The organism is Coprococcus eutactus (assembly GCF_001404675.1).
Taxonomy (GTDB): Bacteria; Bacillota; Clostridia; order Lachnospirales; family Lachnospiraceae; genus Coprococcus; species Coprococcus aceti.
Genome location: NZ_CYXU01000003.1, coordinates 223,387 through 248,154 on the forward strand (window position 1 = coordinate 223,387; position 24,768 = coordinate 248,154).

The 24,768-nt window shown below is 45.2% G+C and carries 19 protein-coding genes; 2 read left to right on the forward strand and 17 right to left on the reverse strand.

Translation table 11 applies throughout. The annotated features are described in order from the left end of the window. Positions 1-232 precede the first annotated feature (232 nt). Positions 233-1,381: a lactaldehyde reductase gene (gene fucO / locus ARA78_RS08085; protein WP_015534330.1), complete on the forward strand. Its 1,149-nt coding sequence runs from the start codon at positions 233-235 to the stop codon at positions 1,379-1,381. A gap of 168 nt (positions 1,382-1,549) precedes the next feature. Here the strand turns inward: fucO and ARA78_RS08090 are convergent, their stop codons facing one another. From ARA78_RS08090 to mltG, 13 genes are all read right to left on the reverse strand, one after another. Then, positions 1,550-2,242, reverse strand: a complete 693-nt coding sequence (locus tag ARA78_RS08090; RefSeq protein ID WP_070097483.1) for an HAD family hydrolase — start codon at positions 2,240-2,242, stop codon at positions 1,550-1,552. Positions 2,243-2,344: 102 nt separating this feature from the next. Continuing rightward, positions 2,345-4,537 carry a protein translocase subunit SecD gene (secD, locus tag ARA78_RS08095; protein ID WP_055280335.1) on the reverse strand — a complete coding sequence of 731 codons (2,193 nt, stop codon included), beginning with the start codon at positions 4,535-4,537 and terminating at the stop codon, positions 2,345-2,347. Positions 4,538-4,558: 21 nt separating this feature from the next. After that, positions 4,559-5,923 carry a thioether cross-link-forming SCIFF peptide maturase gene (gene scfB / locus ARA78_RS08100; protein ID WP_015534333.1) on the reverse strand — a complete coding sequence of 455 codons (1,365 nt, stop codon included), beginning with the start codon at positions 5,921-5,923 and terminating at the stop codon, positions 4,559-4,561. Between the two features lie 146 nt (positions 5,924-6,069). Next, positions 6,070-6,219 (reverse strand): six-cysteine ranthipeptide SCIFF, encoded by a 150-nt coding sequence (gene scfA / locus ARA78_RS08105; RefSeq protein WP_015534334.1) that lies wholly within the window; start codon positions 6,217-6,219, stop codon positions 6,070-6,072. Between the two features lie 72 nt (positions 6,220-6,291). After that, complete coding sequence (locus tag ARA78_RS08110) at positions 6,292-6,633, reverse strand: TIGR04086 family membrane protein (protein WP_242849692.1); 342 nt, start codon at positions 6,631-6,633, stop codon at positions 6,292-6,294. Positions 6,634-6,728: 95 nt separating this feature from the next. After that, entirely contained in the window at positions 6,729-7,379 is a 651-nt protein-coding gene (locus tag ARA78_RS08115; protein WP_055271969.1) for an HAD family hydrolase, read from the reverse strand. A 16-nt stretch (positions 7,380-7,395) separates the two neighbouring features. Beyond that, positions 7,396-12,576, reverse strand: coding sequence for an Ig-like domain-containing protein (locus ARA78_RS08120; RefSeq protein WP_055280336.1), 5,181 nt, complete (start codon positions 12,574-12,576; stop codon positions 7,396-7,398). 12 nt (positions 12,577-12,588) lie between these two features. After that, a complete protein-coding gene (locus ARA78_RS08125) occupies positions 12,589-13,350 on the reverse strand; it encodes a hypothetical protein (RefSeq protein WP_015534338.1) in 762 nt (253 codons plus the stop codon). A 17-nt stretch (positions 13,351-13,367) separates the two neighbouring features. After that, a complete protein-coding gene (locus ARA78_RS08130) occupies positions 13,368-15,503 on the reverse strand; it encodes a serine/threonine-protein kinase (protein ID WP_055271971.1) in 2,136 nt (711 codons plus the stop codon). A 13-nt stretch (positions 15,504-15,516) separates the two neighbouring features. Then, entirely contained in the window at positions 15,517-16,287 is a 771-nt protein-coding gene (locus ARA78_RS08135; protein ID WP_055271972.1) for a PP2C family protein-serine/threonine phosphatase, read from the reverse strand. A 46-nt stretch (positions 16,288-16,333) separates the two neighbouring features. Further along, positions 16,334-18,124 (reverse strand): FHA domain-containing protein, encoded by a 1,791-nt coding sequence (locus tag ARA78_RS14385; RefSeq protein WP_055280337.1) that lies wholly within the window; start codon positions 18,122-18,124, stop codon positions 16,334-16,336. A 116-nt stretch (positions 18,125-18,240) separates the two neighbouring features. After that, positions 18,241-19,881 (reverse strand): DUF6382 domain-containing protein, encoded by a 1,641-nt coding sequence (locus ARA78_RS08145; protein WP_015534341.1) that lies wholly within the window; start codon positions 19,879-19,881, stop codon positions 18,241-18,243. A 157-nt stretch (positions 19,882-20,038) separates the two neighbouring features. Then, the gene (gene mltG / locus ARA78_RS08150) at positions 20,039-21,172 is read right to left on the reverse strand and encodes an endolytic transglycosylase MltG (protein WP_055146128.1); all 1,134 of its coding nucleotides are present in this window, start codon (positions 21,170-21,172) and stop codon (positions 20,039-20,041) included. A 94-nt stretch (positions 21,173-21,266) separates the two neighbouring features. On the opposite strand from mltG, the gene ARA78_RS08155 reads away from it, so the two are divergent. Then, positions 21,267-21,785 carry a peptidylprolyl isomerase gene (locus ARA78_RS08155; protein WP_015534342.1) on the forward strand — a complete coding sequence of 173 codons (519 nt, stop codon included), beginning with the start codon at positions 21,267-21,269 and terminating at the stop codon, positions 21,783-21,785. A gap of 126 nt (positions 21,786-21,911) precedes the next feature. Here the strand turns inward: ARA78_RS08155 and ARA78_RS08160 are convergent, their stop codons facing one another. Genes ARA78_RS08160 through ARA78_RS08175 form a run of 4 tightly spaced genes read right to left on the reverse strand, consistent with a single transcriptional unit; the run spans position 21,912 to position 24,768 of the window. Then, entirely contained in the window at positions 21,912-22,544 is a 633-nt protein-coding gene (locus ARA78_RS08160) for an ABC transporter ATP-binding protein (protein ID WP_055146125.1), read from the reverse strand. 18 nt (positions 22,545-22,562) lie between these two features. Further along, positions 22,563-23,393, reverse strand: a complete 831-nt coding sequence (locus ARA78_RS08165) for a hypothetical protein (RefSeq protein ID WP_055222419.1) — start codon at positions 23,391-23,393, stop codon at positions 22,563-22,565. Positions 23,394-23,425: 32 nt separating this feature from the next. Next, positions 23,426-24,223: a hypothetical protein gene (locus ARA78_RS08170; RefSeq protein WP_055222418.1), complete on the reverse strand. Its 798-nt coding sequence runs from the start codon at positions 24,221-24,223 to the stop codon at positions 23,426-23,428. Then, positions 24,223-24,768, reverse strand: a complete 546-nt coding sequence (locus ARA78_RS08175; protein WP_055146116.1) for a hypothetical protein — start codon at positions 24,766-24,768, stop codon at positions 24,223-24,225. The genes ARA78_RS08170 and ARA78_RS08175 overlap by 1 nt, the downstream gene beginning before the upstream one ends.

The window sequence follows — 24,768 nt, forward strand, 5'->3', positions numbered from 1 at the left end:
CCGCATCCCTGCTGTATCCATCCACATATTTTAGCAGACGCATTATGGTATTACCAGTGTAAATGCCACCATTTTGCCTGTAAATGTTGACATTTCACCTGTTATGTCTATTTGCTTTTTATTGTACAAATGTTATAATAAATATACATTTTTAATATATCTTTTGTGCATTTTGATGGCAGTATCTGGAAGTTCTATCACAAATGCGCAGTGCAAAGGAGGAGATATTTTTATGGCAAACAGATTCGTACTCAATGAAACCTCTTACCACGGAGCGGGTGCCATCGCTGAGATCGCCACAGAGGCAGTCGGCAGAGGCTTCGCCAAGGCTCTTGTGTGCTCAGATCCTGATCTGATCAAGTTCGGTGTGACCAAGAAGGTCACCGATGTTCTGGACGGTGCAGGACTTGCATACGAGATCTATTCCAACATCAAGCCAAACCCTACTATAGAGAACGTGCAGCAGGGTGTGGCCGCATTTAAGGCTGCTGAGGCAGATTACATCATCGCCATAGGCGGCGGATCATCCATGGACACTGCCAAGGGTATCGGCATAGTTATTGCCAACCCTGATTTTGCAGACATCAGAAGTCTGGAGGGTGTTGCACCTACAAAGAATAAATCAGTTCCTATATTTGCAGTTCCAACTACAGCCGGAACCGCAGCAGAGGTAACTATCAACTACGTCATCACAGATGTTGAGAAGAACCGCAAGATGGTATGTGTTGATCCTAAGGACATTCCTGTTGTGGCATTTGTCGATCCTGAGATGATGAGCTCCATGCCAAAGGGACTCACAGCAGCCACAGGTATGGATGCACTGACACACGCAATCGAGGGTTACATCACCGCAGCCGCATGGGAGCTGTCAGACATGTTCCACCTCAAGGCAATCGAGATCATCAGCCGTTCGCTCAGAGGGGCTGTTGCCAATACACCTGAGGGCCGTGCAGATATGGCTCTTGGCCAGTATGTTGCAGGCATGGGCTTCTCAAATGTAGGTCTTGGAATCGTTCATTCCATGGCTCATCCACTGGGAGCTCTGTATGACACACCTCACGGTGTTGCCAACGCGATTATCCTGCCTACTGTAATGGAATACAATGCAGAAGCAACAGGAGAAAAGTATCGTGAGATAGCAAGAGCCATGGGCGTCAAGGGCGTAGACGACATGACCCAGGAAGAATACAGAAAAGCTGCAGTTGACGCAGTACGCCAGTTGTCCATCGATGTAGGCATTCCTACAGACCTTAAAGACATTGTAAAGCCAGAGGATATTCCATTCCTGGCACAGTCAGCCTACGATGACGCATGTCGTCCGGGCAATCCAAAGGAGACTAGCGTGGAGGATATCACCAAGCTCTACGAGTCATTGATCTAACTGACCCATTAGATCAAAATATGTCAGTCCTTTGCCGGGACTTACATATTATATATGGGACCTCACCAGTCCCCTTAAACCCCTAAAAACTAACTAAAAGAACTCCTGTTACAGAGATTTTGCTCTCTCTGCATCAGGAGTTCTTTTTTTGTTCGTCGGATCCATCTGTCATGCTCTGATGGACTCAAGAATATACTCTTGAAACTCATTCATATTCTTAAATATAAAATCTGCCTTATCCCTCATCTCATCATCCGGCTGCACGAGGTCCGGGATCATGGCAATCTTCATCCCTGCCGCATATGCTGCTCTGACTCCGTTGTATGAGTCCTCCACCGCCCATGCACTCTCCGACTCAACTCCAAGCTCTTCACAGGCCTTCAGGAATATATCCGGTGCGGGTTTGCTCCGATCTACCATGTCTCCACATACAAGCTTGTCGAAGTAATCTATCACCCCGAGGTTGATGAGCTCCATGGTGACTACCTCTTTTCTGGTGGATGTGGCAAGGGCACATGGTATGCAATTATCCCTGAGCATCTTCAGCATGTCCGTAACTCCCGGCTTCAGCACAAGCTCTCCCTCTGCCGCTGCCCGGTGGAATTCCGCCGCCATCTCACCCTTGAGGCTCTCATATCTCTCCTCATCCAATGTATCCTGTCCTTCACCACATCTTCCTTTGTACATCTGCACGAACAGCTTCTTCGCCGCCTCACGGTTGAGTCCAAGGGCAGCCATACAGAAGCTCTCTATGTCCTCTATGCCATATTTGTCCGCTGTCTTCTGCCAGCTCTTGACAACCAATTGTTCTGAATCGAGGATGACTCCATCCATATCAAACACCACTGCTTTACAATTCATATCTCTTCCATCTCCCAATAATACAACAGGCTTCCACAGCATCTCTGCCATGGAAGCCTGTTATCATCTGTCATCTGACATCCGTCCGATAACTTTATTCTATTAAGCATCTTTTTCTGTCTTGCCAAGCTTTGTCTTCATAGTGTACCAGAGTGGACCTGTGATACATACCGAAGAGTAAGCACCGATGATTATACCAGCCATAAGTGTAAGAGCGAACTCCTTGATGGATGCCACTCCCATGATATACAGAACGAATATTGTAACAAATGTTGTGAGTGATGTATAAATAGTTCTGCTGAAGGTCTGGTTGATACTCAGGTTGACTATATCCTTGTATGTGACCTTCTTAGGCTTCATAACACCTATATTCTCTCTTACACGGTCGAATATGATGATAGTCGCATTGATCGAGTAACCCACTATGGTAAGCAGACATGCGATACATGTGTTACCAACTGTAAGTCTCAGTATAATATACAGACAGAATACCATCGCAACATCGTGGAGAAGTGCGATAACTGCACTTGCACCAAACTTCACATCATGGAATCTGATAGCAATGTATATAAGCATCAGGATAGCTGCAAGGATGACTGAGAATATAGCGTTCTTGGACATCTCGCTGCTGACTGATCCACTTATTACGTTTGCCTCCTTGACATCTGCGCCAAGCTTGTCTGTGAGTGCGCTGCGCACCTTGGACATCTGTGAGTCATCTGTTCCGTCATCTGAAAGCTCAGGCATCTTGAACACGATCTCATTTGTACCTGATACTGTCTGTACTGATATTCCCGCCTCACCGATACCGGCTGCCTCTGCAATGACAGGAACTATATCTTTCTCAGCCTCGCTAAGTGAGTACTCTTTGTCAAAACCTACTGTAAGGCTTGTACCGCCTGCAAACTCAACACTGAAGTTAAGTGGTGAACCCTTTGACTTATTATTAACAGGCATCATACAGAAGCATGCGATGATCACAATGAGTGATCCGAGCATACAGAACTTACCTGCCTTCACGAAGTTTGTCTTCTTTGGCTCTCTTGCAACGCCGAAATACTTGGCATCTGTAACGCCGAGATTTACAAGCGCTGTGAGCAGTGACTGGCTGACTGCCAGAGCTGTAAATACTGAGAGAACAACACCGATAGCCAGTGTGATCGCAAATCCCTTGATAGTACCTGTTCCAAATATTCCAAGTACAAGAGCTGCGATAAGCGTTGTAACGTTACCATCTATGATTGCTGACAGGGCATTGTGGAAACCACCCTTTACCGCCTGTTTTACGGACTTGCCATCCGCCAGCTCCTCTTTGATACGTGTGAATATGATTACATTGGCATCAACCGCCATACCTACTGACAGGATAACACCGGCTATACCAGGAAGTGTCAATGTTACGTTGAACAGGTTGATAACCAGCAGATCAAGTATTGTATAGAATGCCAGGGCAAATGATGCCACAAGACCTGGGATCCTGAATACTATGATCATGATAAGAAATACAAGTGCAATACCGATCGCACCTGCCTTAAGGCTTGTGCTGATGGCATCTGATCCAAGTGTAGCACCTACTATATTGGAACGAACCTGCTTAAGTGTAAGAGGAAGTGCACCGATACGGATAGTAGTAGCAAGCTGCTCGGCCTCCTCGTAGCTTCCGATCTTGTTGATTTCTGCGCTTCCGCCTGTTATGGCTGACTGTACTGTTGGTGCACTTACGACCTTGTTGTCATATATAATGTATACTATTTTCCCAACATTTGCCGCGGTAACATCAGCGAACTTCTGAGCTCCCTCATCGGTGAATGCAAGCTGTACCACATTGTCATTGCCGTTATCTGAGTCAATTCCGGCTGTGGCATTCTTGATGTCATCTCCTGTAAGAGCAGCCTCATACTCCTGTCCCTGTGACCACTTTGTGTAGTTGTCAGGATCAAGGAACTCAAGCTTTCCCTCAATATTCAGAGCATTAAGTATCTCATCTGCATTTGTTACACCCGGGATCTCTGCTGTGATCTTCTTGTCTCCATCTTCATAGACTGAGTACTCATTGGTGTAGGCCTCTACACGCTGCTCAATCTTATACTTGGTATCCTCGAGATCCTTGTCGCTGTAATCATCCTCCTGAATCTCGTAAGTTACACTCAGACCACCCTTAAGGTCAAGTCCAAGCTTGATGTACTCGACTTTACCTCTGTCTGCAACACCGAATATTGCTGTATATATAGCAACACCCAGTATAAGCAGAAAGGCAATGATGACGAGCACAGCGTTTCTCTTTGTCTTCTTCATCGTCTTCTCCTTTTACCCTTTTTATTCCTCTTCTGCCTCATCGGCCATAGCCGCCTTCAGCATGATTGCACATTCTATACGCTTCTTCTGAAGCTCACAACCTATGTCATATGCATCAAGTATATTGCCGTGGAACTTGTATGAGTTGGCCGCACAGCCACCGCTGCAATAGAATCTTGCAAAGCAGTCCTTACACTTATCCTTGGCATATACATTGCACAGCTTGAATTCATTGACTATATCCTGATTCTTGATTCCATCGAATACATTTCCTATACAGAAATCATCCTCACCAACAAACTGATGGCAAGGATAAAGGTCTCCCCAAGGAGTGACCGCCATGTACTCTGTACCTGAACCACAACCGGAAAGTCTCTTGGCTACGCAAGGTCCACCCTCAAGATCTATCATGAAGTGGAAGAAATTGAAGCCTCTTCCCTCCTTATGTCTCTTGATCATCTCCTTAGCCAGGATATCGTACTGCTCAAGCAGTACCGGTATATCCTCTTCCTTTATAGCATATGGCTCGTCCGGAAGTGATACAACAGGCTCAACGGATATCTGGTCAAATCCCAGATCCGCCATATGAAGCACGTCCTGTGAGAAATCAAGATTGTTATGAGTGTAAGTTCCTCTTACGTAGTAGCTCTTGCCTGCTCTCTTCTTGGCAAATTCCTGGAACTTGGATAGTATCACATCATAACTTCCCTTGCCATTCCTGGTAGGTCTCATGTAGTCGTGGACTTCCTTCCTTCCATCTATGCTGAGCACCACGTTCGCCATCTCTCTGTTGGCAAATTCCATGATCTCGTCATTCAGAAGCACTCCGTTGGTAGTAAGTGTGAATCTGAACTTCTTGTCATACTTCTCCTCAAGGCTTCTTCCGTATTCCACGGTCTTCTTGACTACATCCCAGTTCATAAGCGGCTCACCGCCGAAGAAATCCACCTCGAGATTTCTTCTTAAACCGGAATTCGCAACCAGAAAATCCAGGGATTTCTTTGCCACCTCAAGTGACATAAGCGCCCTGTCTCCCTTATATTCTCCCTCACCGGCAAAGCAGTATCTGCAGGCAAGGTTACAGTCATGGGCGATATGCAGACACAACGCCTTGACAACTGTCTTTCTCTTCTTGAAATCTATAATATAATCTTTGTATACGTCATCTGTAAATAATGTTCCGTCCTCTACCAGTTGGGCTACCTCGTCATAAGCCTCGGAAACATCTGCGCTGTCATACTGTGACAGTGCCTTTATAATCTGCTCTTTATCATTCTCCTCATATAAAGAAATAATATCATAGACAAGATCGTCTACGACATGTACAGAACCACTACAGACATCAAGCACTATATTATAACCATTGTTCTTGTACTGATGAACCATAATTCTCCTTCAATATATTCCATCGGATCTATCCGTGAAATTCTAATTCAAGGCGCCACACACGGCACCCTTATACACGCACTAAAGAGGACTGTCATCATAAACGACGGTCCCCTTTAGCTGATCAAATACAAACCTGTTACAAATTACTTGTTGTTAACATTCTCACAGCTCTGATTACCAACTGTGCATGATGTCTTACAAGCTGACTGGCATGATGTCTGGCACTCGCCACATCCACCCTTGACCATTGTATTCTTCATAGTCCTGTTTGTGAGTGTTTTAATTCTCTTCATTCTGGATACACCTCTCTTTTTATGTCATATATCGGGATTATAACACAAAGATATATAAAGTAAAAGTTTTTTTTAACTGAGCATAGCCCCCAGCATCCCGCCTGCAACGCACATAATACACTTGGTTATAACTGCTATTCCCTCTCTGTCGCCTGAACCTGTAAACAGCACCGACACGGTCAATGCGACCGATATGTAAGTCAGGCCATACACCATCCCCCACAGGAAACGCTTCTCCCTGACTTTTCTACCCGTAACAAAGCCCCCGGCAAATGTGGCCACTATGTATATCACAACAACCAGTATACCAAGCACCTTATCGCTTATCCCCACTTTGTATACGACCACCGCCGTTATAAACAGCATGATTATCGTGAGCAGATAGGACAGGATCAGTCCCTTTACAACTCCCATAAATTTCTGACTTGCAGACATACTACCACCATATTCTTTACTCTTTACATTATTATGATGTTCCTCCTCATTTTATTAATAAAAATACAGCCTGTTTACTCAAACAGGCTGCATATATCTTCTATATCACAAAAGGTTTTGTATGCACGCTCGCGCGTGATATCATTTGGTTTTATCAGATCCACCACCATGACCGTACATAGCCCTGCCCGGCTGGCAGATATGATACCATTCACAGAGTCCTCAACGGCCACCGCTTCGTCTGGGTTTACGCCCAGCTTCCCGCAGGCCTTCAGATATATATCAGGCTCCGGCTTTCCGTGGGTGATCTCGTCTCCGCATACCTTTTCATCGAAGTATCCGGCTATTCCAACGCTATCAAGTCTCTGCTGCGCCCTCGTCCTCGCAGTGGAGGTTGCAAGTGCTATCTTCACGCCGTGTTCTTTTAAGAATCTCAGCGTGTCCTCGACATGTGGCTTTATGTCTATTCCATACTTTTCCACATGTTCATCGAACAGATCCATTGTTCTCTGTCTGAACGCAAGATAATCAAAATCTTCGCCCATTATTTCCTTAAATACCCGGGCGTTGGAGGTCTTGTTGCCTCCAGCCACCCGGTCACATACATTTTCCATCTGTGCCTCAGGAATCCCTATGCTCATGCCGTTTTCCTTCCAGCACTTCCTGTATATCTTCTCCGTGTCTACCAACACGCCGTCCATATCAAATACAACTGCCCTGTACATAGCACTTTCTCCTACATTAAGCAGCGGCGTTTTTCTTTCTTCTTCTGCCAGCTATGATGATGAATGCAAGCAATGCAAGAAGCAGGATCGCTGCGATTATTATTATGATCAGCACAACCGGTGACATCTTTTCGCTGAGCTTGAAGGTGAATACCTCTCCGGTCTCTCTGTCATATGTTGTCGCTATATTACCGGCCTTATCCTGGGCTGTTACCTCAACCGTGTATGTATCATACTGATCTACCTGCATCTCATACTTGTTATCTGCCTGATAGCTTGCAGGATCTATGGTATTGCCATTTATAACGATGGATGTGATCTCGTCTTCCTCATTCTCAAGACCTATCGTCATGTTGAATGGCTCTCTGAGAGTCTCTCCATCCTCAACACCTGTTATGATGATTCGTGGTGCAGTACCATCATAAGTATAATCAAATTCCTGTGTTGCCGTGTGTCCAACCTTGTCAGTTACTGTAAGTGTTATCTTGTGATATCCGTCTGTCATATCTGAGAAATCGATAAGATTTACTCCGTCTATCTTGGCGTCAACCGAGAAGTCTGAAGTATCACTTACATCCCACAGTGCTTCGTAGCCCTTGTCTCGTATATCAGCAAAATCTGATGCATTGAGAAGCAGTGTTCCGTCATCGCTTGCAATGCTCTTGCTCATGAATCCGGCAAGTGTCGATGTAGCCTTGAGCTCAGGTGGTGTGTTATCGACTGTGAATACCAGGCTGTAATCATCAGCCTTATTTCCCAGTTCATCCTGCGCTGTTATTGACACCTCGTATACACCATCCTCAGAGAATCTCTGGCTTCCTGTGCTGAGCTCTGAAGAATTGCTGTAATTTGTAAAGTATGATGATGACACATCCTTGCTGTCCTTCTTCACGGTTATCTTCACATCATCTGTCGAGAAGAATGACTCCTGAACGCTCAGTGACATATCAACATAGTTCGGTGCGGAAGAATCCATACTTCCTATTGGGTCGTAATTCTTTACTTCCTTGTTGTTCTTATCCACTGCGCTCACCTTTACAACAGGTGCCTTTGAGTCAACCTTGAAGGTCTTGGTCTGGCTGGCTGCCACATTTCCTGCAAGATCTCTTGCATTTGCTGTGATCGTGTACTCGCCATCCTCTGTAAAGTTGTAAGTTGCGGTATGTGGATTGCTTCCTGAGAAGCTGCTTGTTCCCAGCGTAGCGATATTCGATGCCGCTGTTCCGTCCGTCTTTCTGGTTATTGTCACGTTAAATGCATCTGCGGCAAGATTGTTGTTCTCATATGCAAATGAGAATGCCTCATCTATGCTGATGGTTGCATTTACCGCCGTTGTCTGTCTGTCGCTCATTCCTGAAATCGATATAACCGGTGCAGTCTTATCGATTCTGAACTTCACTGTTCTGGTCACAGCCTTGTTGCCCGCCTTATCCTCTGCGGACACGGTGACTGTGTAATCGCCCTGGGCGTCAAATGTCACACCGCTGAGTACCTCTCTGACTGTGCTGACTCCATCACCCTTTGTTCCCCAGGTAACATTCTTTCTGATATCTCTGTTCTCTACAACAGATCCACCCTCATTTGTTCTGACTACATGAATGGTGTACTTTCCACCTCTCATGTTATCTGTAAGTGTTACAGGGACTGTCACATCTCTGTTGTTTATAGTGTTGACATTTCCAAGCTGTATCTCAGGCTTGTGCTTGTCTATGTAGAAATGGGTTCCTGTTGTTCCTTCATTTCCACACTTGTCGGTAACGGTCATGGTGAGATCATACTCACCTTCCTTATCATATGTGTACTTCTTGCCCCATGTTCCGCCGTTACTCTTTATATAGAAGTATTGCGGATTCTCATCCACTGCTACATTTCCATCATTCTCTGTGATAATAGTGTTCTGAAGCGACTTGAACTGTTCCTCCACACCAACTCTGAATGATATTGAAGTCTTGAAGTAATTGTTATTATCCAGTCTGTACTCAGGATCATCGTCCACATACACAAGTGGCTCTGTGGTGTCGACGTAATAATTCTTTGTCTTGAGAGCACTTGTGCCCTCCTGAACACCGAACGCCTCGTCTGCTGCCGGCTTCAGTGCATTGCCGGAATTATCGGCTCCCTCAACTGTGAAATAATATACAGTTGCCTTGCCGCCCTTGGCTGTCATCTTATATGCTGCAGTGGTCTTGCCATCTGCTGTCTGGAACGGAACTGTGGTCTCTGACCAGTTTGAATCACTGTAGGTCTTGTAGTACACCTTAAGCGTCGCATTCTGTGCATCCATTCCATAATCGTCTTCTATGCCAAATGTAATAGTTCTGCTCCTGTTAAGGAATCTGCTGCTTCCACCGGACACAACTGATATCTCAGGGCTCTTCTTATCTATTACAAATGAAGTTGTTGCCTTACCCGACTCATTGCCAACCTCATCGACAGCAACTATCGTGATATTATAAAGTCCAGGCTCTCTGAATGTTGTGGACTTTGCTGCATTTGCAGTGTAATCCGCATCCAGCTCATACTTGCTTATGCTCTTGCCATCGCGTGTTCCTGTCACAACGAACTTCTCCACGAAGTAATTGTCAGTTCCCCTTGCTGTTATGGTCACATTGCTGTTATTCCAGTAATTTATCAGCTTTCCGCCGGCAGTTCCATCTATTGACACTGATGGCTTGACGGTATCAACTATCAGGTGTATCTCCTGACTGGCCTTGCTCTCGTTTCCTGCTCTGTCCTTCAGCTTAACAGTCATCGTGTACTCTGTATTTTCATCTGTTATGCCAAGGGCCTTTGCATCCAGTGTCTTTTCTATATCATTTCCTGATACATTAATGCTTCCTGTAATGTCCTGTGATCCGGCTGTGCTGCTTCTGCCTACTGTATATGTAACCTTGCCATTGCTGTCATCGTTATCGGAACCAGAGACCTTGATCTTCACGTCACTCTTTGATCTGTAATAGAATGTCGATCCTGATTTGTATTTCTGGTTTGCACACTCCAGCTTCACATTTGCCGGTGCAGTCTTATCATAGTAAACCTTTATGCTCTGTACTTCTTTGAACTTCGTGTCAGCATTGTTCGGATCGTGTATTCTCGCCATGAGTGAGATCTCGTACACACCCTCATCTGGAAGCTCGTAGGATATGTTGACCGTATTCTTGTCATATGCAGCGGCAACTGTACCCTTTACCTCAACTGCCTTATCCTTCTTTCCTGCAAATGATGTTCTGGTGATCACCAGCTTTGCGTCATCTGCTGCAAGCTGGAAGCCTGATACTGCACCCTCTACAGTCAGAGTATCATCATTTCTCCAGAATATAGCGCCGTTGTCAGCATCTGTACCGTTCGCAGATAACTTCTCTCCTGAAAGGCCATCCACATTGACATACACATATGTGTTCGTCTCTGTCTTATTTCCAGCCTCGTCAGTTACCACAACTGTCAGGACATAGCTTCCTGAACCATCTATGCTTATCTCTTTTCCGCTCTGCAGGCCATTGTCACCTGTAGATGTTGAATACCAGTTCTTGACTGATGTATATGATCCATTTGCATCTGCCTTCTTGAGTGAAGCGACCGCCGATGCAACACCTGATGTGGCATCGCTGTACTTTATATTAAGAACAGCTTCCTTTGCGTCTGTGACCGTGTACTGCTGATCATTGTTTGTCCTGTCTGTTCCGGCGTTGTCCGTAACCTTTACAACAGGTGCTGTATTATCCACCTTGACTACAGTCTCTATCCTGCCATCTATTCCGGCGAAGTCCTTTGCCGCAAATGTGATGGTATGCTCTCCATCAGCCAGATATATGTCTGACTTTGTTGAATCCTGTACATCTCCACCGCTCACACGGACATCGCTGCTGTATGTGAACTTGTTTCCTTTTTCAAGGATCGTTTCCTTCTTGCCATCCACGCTGTATGACACGGTGTCTATGTAAGAATACTCTCCAGTTGCCTTCACTGTCAGCTTTGTGGATTTCACATAGCTTGTGGAACCGCCTGTAACTGTGAGTTCAGGCTTTCCTTCCTTTACAAATACAATGTCGCCATCCTCATCTGCGCCGACTGAGTTATTGCCAAACTCGTTCTCCTTGGCGTAAATGACAAGCTTCTTTGCATTGTCTGCATTGTCCTTCTTGAACCACTGTGCACTTATCTCGAATTCATATTCATATCCGCCGGACACAGCCTTTTTGCCTGTGCACTCCACTGCTGAAGCTGCACCCGTAAGCTTGTAGTACAGGCTCACGTCATCTATCTCAGTGTTATCACTGCCGGCTGTAACCTTCTTCACCTGTACAGTGAACTTATAAGCATCATCTACCTTGAGCTGAGGGAATCTGTAATCCACTCCGTTCTTCTGTATGATCTCAGGGGTAACACTTGTTATGACAGGAGCTTCGTTGAGCTTCTTGACGATAACACTGGTCTCCTCTGACTTGTTTCCTGCAACATCGACCGCTCTGAACTTGTATGCTCCACTCTTATCAGGTGCAACAAACTGGGATGTGCTCTCAGTCTTGCTCCAGGTCTTTCCATTGTCTGATGAATACTCCACATAGTCTATTCCTGTGGCATTTTCCTCTGCTGCATCTGTGGTATCCTTGGCGTCTATCACAAATGTTCTGTCGGCATCACTGCTTGTGAGGTTCAGGAGATAATAGCCATCGCTCACCTTGTTGTGAAGATTGTAGCTATCATCAGCCTCAACCGATATTGTAGGTGCCTGCTTATCCACGGCAACCTTTATGGTTCCAAGCAGCTCGAAATCACCGCTCTCATCAGTACCTGTATAATAGTAAATAGCTATCTTCTGTACTGCTGTGTCATTCTTCAGCTCATACACATTATCAAATGTGACAAGCTTTCCTGCTGCATCTGTGGCTGTAGCGATCTTATCGTCCGCTGTAGCTCCTTTGTAAACAGCCACTCCCAACTTGCTGCTGTCGATTCCGTCAACTTTGTCGGACTTGATCTTGAACTTTATTGCCTTGTCAAAATCCTTGAAGCCATACACCATATCCGCCTTATCGCCCTTTACAATGGCCGTTACATCTATGGTCTGTGTATCTTCCTCCTCCGCAAACAAATGAAAATGTGAATCGATCGCCACAAGAGTGAGTGTCATAACTACCGCCATCGTAAGCGCGATCAGTCGATGCAAAAGTGATTTATTCTGCATAACCTTTTTCATGTCCCTCTCCTCCTATATCTCTTCATCGGAATGTACTATAATTACATTCTTTATCATTCTTACCGAGCTCGCTGCGCGTCCTCCCTGAAGAACGGCTGTGGAATCATCTGCGTCATCGCTTCTAAGTACGTCCGTTGCTTCCTCGTCTGCGTCATCGCTTCTGAGTATGTCCGTTGCTTCCTCGTCCGCCTCATCACTTCTGAGTATGTCCGTTGCTTCCTCGTCCGCCTCATCACTTCTGAGTATGTCCGTTGCTTCCTCGTCTGCCTCGTCATTTCTGAGTACATCCGTTGCTTCCTCATCCGCATCTTCTCTGAGGATGTCTGTCGCCTCCTCAAAGCTGCTGCCATTGATGTCAAGATTCTCTTCGTCTTCCCTCAGAATATCTGTTGCCTCCTCGGCATCATCGCGGAGAATATCAGTTGCAGTCTCGCCTTCATCCTCCAGTCTCTTTTTCCCGAGATCAGCTATCGCTTTCTCGTAATTTGCCATTCCCTTCTCAGAATGTTTTTCGGCTGCAGTTGACTTTACATCCCTTACCGAAATTCTGGATGTATGGTTCTTGATCGCCTCCTGTTTGGAGGCACCGCCTCCCTGTACACTCTCATAGCCCTTCTCCTTGATCTCATCGATCTTCTTACGGGCTGTTGAGCCTGTGGCAATTCCCACCGCCTTCGGTATCTTTAACACAAAGAACAGTACCACCGCCACAATAGCGAATACGATCGCAAGTGCCAGGCCGCCATATAACATTACATTATAAACTGTTGCCATAACCTTTCACTCCTCCCTTACTCGCTCGTTGACCTTGAACTGCCATTTACTATGCTCTTAACTGTCAGATCATTGGATAACGACTGCCATCCCTGCTTAAGACCATTTGCAAGTGCCGGAACTTTGTTACCGTTCTCGTACACTTTCCTCACAGCCCTTGTGGCACTGGCATTCCATGCTGCCGAATCGTTTCCAAATTTATTCGAATATCTATCGACCAGATAACTCAGATGGCTTACGTACACGACCGCTGCGTTGTCATCGGTTCCAAGTGTAGTCTCAGCGTTGCCATATATTCTCTCTGCCTCATCATAGTAGCTATCATCGCCGCTGTTCTCTGCCATCTTGATATAAGTCTCAGCCTCGTTCACCGAGTATTCTGAATATGCTTTCTTGGATGTCTCTGTCGCATTCTCGCCCTCTATATCCAGACTGTTCAGATAAAGCGCTGCACTATTCGCCGCAGAGTTGTAATAATGTAACTGCTGGCCCGCATCATCCGCATTCTCGGCAAGTTCTGTATATACCGAGTACATAACTCCTGAATACTGGCCATTGTAGTATTTTACGCCTCTGTCCGCCGGGAACTGGCTGTTCAGCACCTCTGCGTTGTCGTCCAGGTTCTTCATCGCCTCATCCATCAGCACCTCTATTCTGTTCGCAAGCTCCGGATCATTGGATATCTCGCCAAGATATATGTAAGCTATGTTGAGGTAATTGGTGTATTTGTCAGGATTGGTGTCATCTATGTTGTCACTGTTGTAATCCTGGAATGCAAATATATTTTCCTTGTTCGTATCAAAGCTTGCAGACTTGTTTATCTTGCTGTCACATATCGCAGCGTAATACTTTGCCTGCTTTGCCTGATCCGGGAAATCCTTGCTCTCATCGACCATATTGAAATATTTCTTGGCCGCACTGTAGTCCTTGACCTCGTCGTAATACAACATGGCTATCTTGAACTTTACGTCGTCCTTTATCTCGTCCTTGTTCTTAAGTGCAAGTCTTATTCCCTTTTCTGCCGCCGTCTCGGTGTTGGCCGAAGTGTTTCCATCGTCCTCTGTATAATAGTAAGCATATGTCTCCATATAGCCTATATAGGCATCCGATGCGGTTGGGTCTATGTCGACAGCCGCCTTATAGCACTCAAATGCCTTGTTGTAATCGCCCTCGTCGACTGCATCCCTCGCCTCGTTGACCTTGTTGTTGTAATCAAGATCCTTGAGCTGGCCTTTCTTTACTCCGCCTATCACAGCACAACACGCTGAGAGTATCGATAATCCCGCAACCACTGAGAACGCTGCTATCCTATGCTTTGCCTTTGCCTTGTATGCATCGTCGAGCTCGTTGTAGTGATCCAGCGCATACAGCAGTTCTGAACAAGACTGATATCTGTCCTCAGGACTCGGCTGACAGCACGTCTGTATAATTCTCTCAAATCCTGATGAGAGCATCGGATTCCACTGTCTGATAGGCTTTATCTCGTAAGGAGGCTCACATGGATTCTTGCCGGTAACAAGGTGATAGAGCGTTGCTCCCAGATTGTAAATATCTGTTCTTGCATCCGTGTTGTAGATTCCATGTCCCTGCGCATCACCGAACTGCTCCGGTGCCGCATAGCCTCTTGTTCCAAGAGCCGTGGTATCCGCATTGTTCTCCACTATGTATTCCTTAGCCGTTCCAAAGTCGATAAGCTTTACCGAGCCATCCGGCTTCAGCATGACATTTGAAGGCTTCATATCTCTGTATATGATCGGCGGATTCATGGAATGCAGGTAGTCAAGTGCACTGGCAAGCGCCCTGCCCCATTCGATTACCTTTTCCTGTGGCTGTGCTCCCTCCGCCTTGAGCACATCGCTGAGTGGACGTCCTTCTACGAAGTCCATGACAACGTAGATCGTGCCATTCTCATTGATGATATCAACGATTCGTGGCAGTACCGGATGATCCACATCCTTGAGGATATTTGCTTCTCGCTCCAATCCCTTTAAGAGTGTGGCTGTACTCTTGGAGCCATCATTCTTGATCTCCTTTACAGCCCACTGTTTATTAAGTCGGTTATCCATGGCAAGATAAACTATTGACATACCACCCTGACCGACTTTTTTAAGTATTTCGTATTTTCCGTCTAATACCGTTCCTAACTCTGTCATATATCGATCCCCATTACTCCGATTTAATAAGCACTACTGTTACATTATCCGTTTCTTTTCTGTACTTCACAAGCTCTGTGAGGAACTCACAGCCCTCCTTCATCTTCGCCTCGTCGACGCATGTTCCCGGGCCAAGTCTCTCTATCATCTCCTGAGGCGTTATCTTATGTCTGAATCCATCAGAACACAGCATGTAATGCGCTCCGGGAGCTACCTGCCCAACTACGAAATCCGGTTCCACCACAGGTGAAGCTCCGATACACTGGAGAAGCACGCTTCGTCTGCTGTCCGTCTCCGCCTGCTCCGGTGTAAGTCTTCCCGCTGCGATCTCCCTTGCAACAAGCGTCTGATCTGCGGTGAGCTGCCTTATCCCTGAAGTGATCTCATACACTCGGCTGTCTCCAACATGGAGAATGTAGTACATTTCTCTGTATATGAGGATCGCAGAAATGGTCGTACCAAGCATAAATCCATTCTGCTCGCCATACGCCTTGATCTTCTCATTCTGCTCCACGGCAAGTCTTATCCACTGGTATCTCAGCAGCTCTTCACTAAAGCTGTTGTTGTCAACCATCTCAACAAACTGTGTGTCAAACCAGTTGCAGAAAGCTGTTATGACTTCCTTGCTGGCAACCTCTCCCTTTGCCAGACCTCCCATGCCATCACATACGAGGGAGAACACGACCTGTCCATTTGGAGTATCCGCTATCTTGATCGCCAGCGAATCCTGATTTGTCTTTTTCTTTATTCCTACGTCTGTATTGTATACTGCGCTAAACCCCATATACATTCCTCCCAATATTTATGTCTCAACTCTCGTTGCGGATATTCTATCTAATGTGATAGACAAGCTCCTCGTCCCCGAGTATAACGATCGCATTGTTCGTCAGGAACTTTTCTTCGCCCGCCTTCAATTCCTCTCCGTTCACAAATGTACCATTTGTAGACTTGTTATCGCTGATGAAGCACACGCCATTTCTCTTGGTGATGACACAATGAACTCTGCTTATAGCTGAATTGTCAGTAATCGCATAGTCCACAAGTCTTGCCTTATGTCCGATCTTGAACTCTGCCTTGTCCAAGCTTATTCTCTCGCCCGTCTTCACCCTAAGGAAATATGGTGCCGGTGCTCCATCAAATGGATTGCCCTGCACTGGCTGTGCCTGTGGCACCGGCTGCATCTGTGGCATTGGTGGCACCGGCTGCATCTGTGGCATTGGCGGTACCGGCTGTCCCTGTGGGTTCTGCGGCATCTCTGGCATCTGGTGTGCCTGTGGCATTGGTGGCATTGGCGGAATCGGTCTTCCTCCAAATGGGTTGCCCTGCATTAGAGGTATTGGCTTTATCTCCTGTGGCTGTGTTTCAACCGGCTCTGCTGGCTCAGGCTTGACATCCTGCGACTCCTCTACAACCTCCGGCTTGGCATCCTGTGCTTCTGCTTCAACCGCCTCATCATTCTCCGTTTTATCACCCTGCGGCTGTGCTCCAGCCACCTCAGGCTTAATTGGCTCCTCCATCGGTGGCACGCCTACCGGTGGCATTCCATTTGGTCCCATTGGGCCGTTTGGTATTGGGCCATTCGGTCCCATTGGCGGCATGCCCATCGGTGGCATTCCGTTTGGCACCTGTCCATTCGGTCCCATTGGGCCGTTTGGCACCTGTCCACTCGGCCCCATTGGCGGCATGCCCATCGGTGGCATTCCGTTTGGCACCTGGCCATTTGGTCCCATTGAGCCGTTTGGCATCGGACCGTTTGGTTCCATCGGCATCATGCCCATTGGCGGCATTCCGTTCGGAACCTTGCCATTCGGCATCTGACCATTTGATCCCATCGGGCCGTTCGGTCCCATCGGTGGCATGCCCATCGGTGGCATTCCGTTTGGCATCTGGCCGTTTGGTCCCATCGGCTGTGCATATCCATTCATTCTCGCATTATTTCTCATAACCTCGAGTCTGCTCACCTTAGGTGACTCACCTCGAAGTATGTGGCTGTTGCCACCCTTTGGAGCATTTGTGGAAAGCTCCTTCATCCTGTCTATCTCAGCAGCGTCTATGCCTGCTTCTGCAAGCATCGCCTTAACCTCGTTCTTCATGTCCGAGTTTGAAAATGTACCTCTCATATTCGCACAGTTTATAAGGCGTGCTACGTAATTGTCATTGTCATTCTCTGAGTATCTCGCATCAACTATCACCGACTTCACAAATGCTCTGACATCGTTGAGATCTGTCACTTCCTTCTGTACCGGAGCGACAATAAAGCAGACATCGTATGTCTCAGGCGATACAAACACACACTGCTCGTCCCTTGCAACATAGCTGAGCGAAACCATATTCTTACCAAACATCTCCAGTGCATGCAGAATGTTGTACAGAAGTGTGAGTATCTCCTTCTTGTTCATCTCCTGTCTCAGTATCTCCGCAAGAGGCTTCTTGTCATCGATCTGATAATTGAACACCCTGACTCCGGCATTCTCCTGCATGTCACACGGTGCCATCTCAGGCATAGATCCGCTTCTGCTCATATCATACACTTTAGCATCTATCACATCACTGATATCCAGACTGTAACTCACTCTGTAAGTTTCCCCCGCCGGAACTACAACAACCTTTTCTCTGTTCATTTTTTCAATCCCTTTCGTCTAAATCCGCATATTTTCCGTCAAAAATTATTTCTTCATTCAAACACCAAAAGCAGGTATTGCTACCTGCTCTTGTCCCACATCGTGGGTGGTGTATATTAACTTAATTTGAAGATAAAGTCCTCTCCACCGATGCTTATCATGGCATCGTTTGAAAGCTTCTGCTCTGCATTCTCATCCAGGCGCGCTCCGTTGAGATATGTGCCATTTGTCGCCTTGTTATCCTTCAGATAACATCCATCCTCTCTCTGGTAGATGATGACATGTACCTTGCTGATGGCCCCATTACCACCGACATGGTAATCAACACCTCTTGCCGCCTTTCCTATCTTGAACACAGCCTTGTTGACCATAACTCGCTCGCCTGTGTTGACACGGACTATATATGGCATAGCCTTTGGAGCGTTCCTGTTAACCGCTGCCTTCTCAGGTTCGGTATCCTTAACTACGTTCATTCCTCCGGTCAGCTCAACAGTGCTTCCTGTGCCCTTCTGCTCAGGCTCCTCTGCCTTCTCCTTCACCGGATCCATATTCGTCTCAGGCTCCGGCTGGTCACCGTCCATGAACTGTGGTGCAACTATCTGTTCTGTAGGGTTATCTATCTGAGCTTCCTCTGTCTCAGCAACCGCCTTCTGTATGATCTTCGCACGGTTGATCTTGATATTCTTAACAACAGGTGGATTATCCATAAGCTCGTCCGTAGATATCAGAACCGGCTTCTGCTCATCCTTCTTGTCAAGCTCAACCTCCGTAACTCCATCGGCAGCCTTTGCAACCTCTGTAAGTCCTGATGGCTCATGTACTGCCATATCTGATGTGAGAGCCTCTGTCATGCCCTCCTCGTCATCCTCTTCTTCCTCATCAAGGCTCTCATCTAACTCGAGCTCCTCAAGAACGCTGTCATCAAATACCGACATATCTATCTCGCTTGATACATTCTCTTTCTTCGTCTCATCCGAATCAAGATCAAGATCCTTGAATATCGCATTCGCTGCGGCCGCCTCGTCACTGATCTCCTCTACCTCATCAAGCTCGTCTTCCTCATCATCGCCAAATGACACGTCCTCAAACTCAGGCAGATCATCCATACTTGTATCAGATGCCGCCGTGTCAACTGAAGACTGTGAAACCGACATATCTGAGCCTATATCAACGAAGTTCTCCTCCACCTGCATTCCTGCAGACTCCATAAGCTCTGTGAGCTGTGCATAGAAGTTTCTCACTGTGAACTTATCCGCATTCAACAGATTGAGAAGCTTTGCCACATAGTTGCAATCCTCACTGTCATCATAAATAACGCTCGTCAGCAAGTCCTTTGCGAACATCCTGAATTCGGCATTGATATTGGCTTCTGACTCAACTGGAACACATAACATTCCAACATCGTATGTAACCGGATTAACATATGTAAACTCCTTGTGAAGAACCACATATGATGCCGGTATTCCAAGATCACGTAAATTAACTATACCAGAAGCTACCCCTCTGATTATCCCCAATATCTTCTCAGCATTTACCGTATTCGAAAGGAGTGCGTCAACCGTTGTCCTGCCTGTAACGTTATATGTAAGATAATCGTTCTCATCATCCTCTTCATAAATGATATCAATGAGCTCAGGAATCCGGTTCTCCTCCAGATAATCCAATAACTCCTCGTCAAACTCACAATCATCATTCAGAATATATGACAAATATTTCTCAGAGCCGATATTTCTTACCTTGAAACTTATTTTCCTCATCAAATATTCCTCCTATCGCACCTCCATAAGCGCATAACTAGATGCATAAAAACCCAAAAGGGTACATACTCCTTTATTATATATAAAAAGTCTATATATCGCAAGCAGTTTATACCCTTTTAGATAATTTTCGCTATATAATTTTGTCTATATTTTTTTACTCTGAATCAGTGCTTTCATCGGAGCCATCTTCTGATCCATCACCCTCTGCAGCTTCCTTTTCCGCCTTGGCTGCATCAGCCTTTTCTATGTCAGCAAGATGTCCCTCGTATGTCTTATTAAAGATACATGCTCCCTGGCTCTCATCTGATGTCAGGTAGTAGTAATAATCATGCTTAACCGCATTCAGGACACCCTCTATGGATGCCTCGCCCGGATTACATATAGGGCCGACAGGAAGTCCTGTGTACTTGTAGGTATTGTACGGTGAATCAACCTCCAGATCATCATATGACAGTTCTGCCTGATTGTACTGACCGTCAGTCACAACATAGAGAACAGATGGATCTACCTGAAGAGGCATGTCATCATTCAATCTGTTGATAAATACTCCCGCAACCATCGCTCTGTCTGAATCCAGCTTACACTCCTTCTCAACTATGGAAGCCATGGTGAGAACCTCAAAATCTGTATATCCAAGCTCCTCTGCCTTCTTCCTGAAGTCATCTGTGTAAATGCTGTTAAACTTGTCTATCATGTCCTGTATGAGCTCCTTTGGAGTCATATCTGCATATATGTCGTAAGTAGCAGGGAACAGGAAGCCCTGTAATGCGTACTTGACTTCCGATGAAGGTATCTCAAACGGATACTCAAACTCTCCCGACTTGCACGCCTCAAGAAACTCCTTTGCAGAGCAGAAGCCCAGCTCCTCGCATCTGTCAGCGATCTGTTCAACCGTAAATCCCTCAGGAACTGTCAGTGTATATTTTACCTCTCTGGTCGACTCCACGTAACACAGAGTCTTTATCATATCCAATGTCGACATACCTGTTGTGAGTGTGTAAGTACCCGGCTGAAGACTGTGGCTGTACTGCGAGCCGGTCATTCTGAGCTGGAATGCAAGCTTATACTTTATAAGCCCCGCATCTTTAAGTATAGATGCTGCCTCCTTGACAGATGTATCCTCAGGTATGGTAACCTCGATCTTCTCTCCGCCGCCGGCACTGTAGGTGCCCTCATATTCCTGCATAAATCCGGTATACGTCTCCTTAACCTTGTATACCCCGAACAGCACCAGACATACCGCCAGCGCTATTATAATAACGGGTCTTGCTATGTTTCTCCAATCCATCTCTTTCTCCTTCTGTATCTGCAAATTTCATTTGCCTGTTCTGTTAACTGATGTTATCATTACCCTATCTTATACCAAGAAAGGAATGATATACATGGCAAATCCAATAGTTACTATCACTATGGAAAATGGCGATGTCATGAAAGCAGAACTCTATCCTGACATTGCTCCAAACACTGTAAACAACTTCATCTCACTGATCAAGAAAGGCTTCTATGACGGAATAATCTTCCATCGTGTAATAAAAGGCTTCATGATACAGGGTGGAGACCCTCAGGGAATCGGCATCGGCGGTCCTGGATACTCAATCAAAGGTGAATTCTCACAGAACGGATTCAAGAACGATCTGGCCCACACTCCCGGAGTGCTGTCAATGGCCCGTTCCATGATGCCTGACTCAGCAGGTTCACAGTTCTTTATCATGCATAAGACATCTCCTCATCTGGACGGTGCTTACGCTGCCTTCGGTAAGGTTATCGAGGGACTTGACATCGTAGACAAGATTGCAAATGTGCCAACTGACTACAATGACAAGCCTCGTCAGGAACAGAAGATGAAGACTGTAACAGTCGAGACCTTCGGTGTTGATTATCCTGAACCTGTAAAGGCTTAATCGAAAGTATTATAACCCATATAGCAGTTTTTGAAAACACTTATAATTCTTCTTACAAAAAAATAAACATCTGCCCTGCGATCCCAGGTATACAGGAGTTCGCAGCAGATGTTTTTTTATGTTCATTTATTGTACTATCCTTCCATCCTTCATCTCATATATCTCATCGCACAGATATTCCAGCTCCTCCCTGTCGTGGCAGGCAGTGATTATAAGACTTCCTCCATCACGCAGCTTCAGCAGCTCCTTCTTTATGTTATCTACAGACTCTTCATCAAGTGCGTTGATAGGTTCATCCAGCACTATGACATCCGGCTCTCCCATGATTGCATTTGCTATGCCAAGCTTCTGCTTCATTCCAAGGGAATACTTTCTGTATACCCTCTTATCATCCGGATCAAGACCTGTCCTCTCTATGGCATATCTGACATCGTCATCACTGATCCCTCCCATGAGCTTTGCCAGAAGCCTGAGGTTCCTGAAGCCTGTGTACTGAGGCAGAAATGACGGATTCTCTATCAGAGCACCTATACTCCGTGGAAACTTTATGTCCCTGTGGAGCTCCTCATCATCTATATATATGTGTCCTCCATCAGGTATGAGCAGACCACATATAGCTCTCATAAGCATTGTCTTGCCACAGCCATTCTTTCCACGGAGTCCATATATCCTGCCCGGAGTCATGGTCAGACTGATATCATTAAGTATAACTGAACCCTTTATCTTCTTATTCAGATTTTCTATCCTTATCTCGCTCATATGTATTCTCCTTTTTTCTCAAATGATATCTCGTCCATCAAAATAGATTCTGCCCACTATATATGATATTGCAATTATAGTAATAGAAAATATAATACCTCCAACAGGATACACCCCGTTTTCGTCTACATACGAGCTTCGTATCCACATCGTATAGCTTCCACACAAATACCACACTGTATAATAAGCTGATATAACATATACCGAACACGTAACTGCGAAACTTATCACAGGATCGATCAAAAAACTCAGCATCATCTGCATTGCTGCCGATGCTAATGTCACAATAAATGGCAGTATAAATAACACCAATATAATATCCGCATGTGTCATACTAAAAACATTAGGACTGAACTGTGCTGTTACGAATTCCTGAGTAACCGCAAACATCATACTTGCACCTTTCAGCCACGCCATCACCACCACACTTATATAAGCCACCACAAAATAAAAAAGTACCATGATGTTACACCATAAACACTTGGCCAGCCACCATGATTTTCTTTCTCCTAGCGCAACAAATACAGCCCTACCATTTTTCTTAAAATCATCAAATGCATAATATGCAACAATATAAAATGCACCCATCTGAAATATAAACCAATATATTGGAATAGAGAAATACTCTGTCGGATTAAATTTATACACGCTCATTCCCTGCATAGCAAACATAATATAATCAATCACAGTTCCGTATGTGTACATTTGCCCATCATCTATCATGCTGTCTATAATCGAAGCACACTGAATACCACGGCACACGCCAAAAGCAATTGGTAAAAATACTAAATACCATTTTGTCAATGCTCCTGATCTTATATCTCTTATCAACAGTCTACCAATTTTCACTATTAACTCCTCCGGTCTTCACCACTACGAGCTTACAATATATCTCTCTTTTTTGAGTAAATTATGGTTATTATTACGCTCACCATTATAACTGCCATAAATACCAGGATCGGCTGATACCATAACACCAAAGCATTCTGTATGGGATTGACAATTCCATATAGAGACCAACCACCTAAATCCTGCTCAGAAAGCACGACGCCAACCACCACATACAATACGAAAGGTACCATAATTGCTGAAAATCTGCTGTCCACCCATCTTGATATACATACCGCCACCATCCCCAACAGTCCACCCATAATTCCATCTATCAATATGTAAATCAGACAATATATAACAGGATGACATTGGAATAAATATGGGAACATATTACAGTCTATTACCCCTGCAACCATAAAAGTCAGTCTCTCGGGACTGTTATCAGGATAAAAACCAGCCGCCAAAAACAGATTAAACAAGAGTGGAACTGTAACTGCTATAAATGACGAAAGATATACAGCTATCATTTTTGAACACATATATTGGATTCTGGTTGACCGTATACATATATTTTTGTCATAACCATTATTCATATCCGAATAATATGTTCCTGCATACGGCATACAGGCAATAATCGGAAACAATATATAAAACAATGAATTATAAGCAAATTTATAATCCGTCCCTATCCAGGCCTGTATAAGACTTGATGTACCATCCGTTTTATAAATGCTGTGAAATAAACAAAGATCTAAGGTTCCTATAAACACACCTATTAAAATACTAATATAAATCCATATGCTTCTCATTGCTCTTTCTATCTCGAATCGGATACTTTTCACGTCCATCAATCCTCCACCAAATCTAATTTCACCTTTATTTTATCTGGAGTTATACAAAAGACATAATAATAATCCATGTCATATATATTTTTCCATGTTTTTTCTTTAAAAGACGCCTCAGTCATCACCGTTCCAAACCATATCTCCTGTCTTTGCCCAGCCTTGAACAATTCAGAATCAAAAATATTCATTTGTCTTTCCACTGATGGACTTATTGAGCTTGCCCATGTATCCGTCTGAAATCCACAATTGAACAGTTCCATAACCTCATCCCAACCAATATCAGCTCCTGTGTTATTCGTAACAGTAAAACCTGCACACAACACTCTGACACTTTCTATATACGGAATCTCAGCATTAAACCTTTGCTCAAATTCCTTCTTACCATAAATATGTGCCTCTTTCAAAACCAATTTATAACCTTGAAATTCTATCTCATCATAGTTATATGTAATGTCAGTCTTTCGCTGCATGAGATTTACACTATATATTCGTCCACTCCAAAACACAATTATACAGGCAGCTATTACACAGACTATTCTTTTTATCAT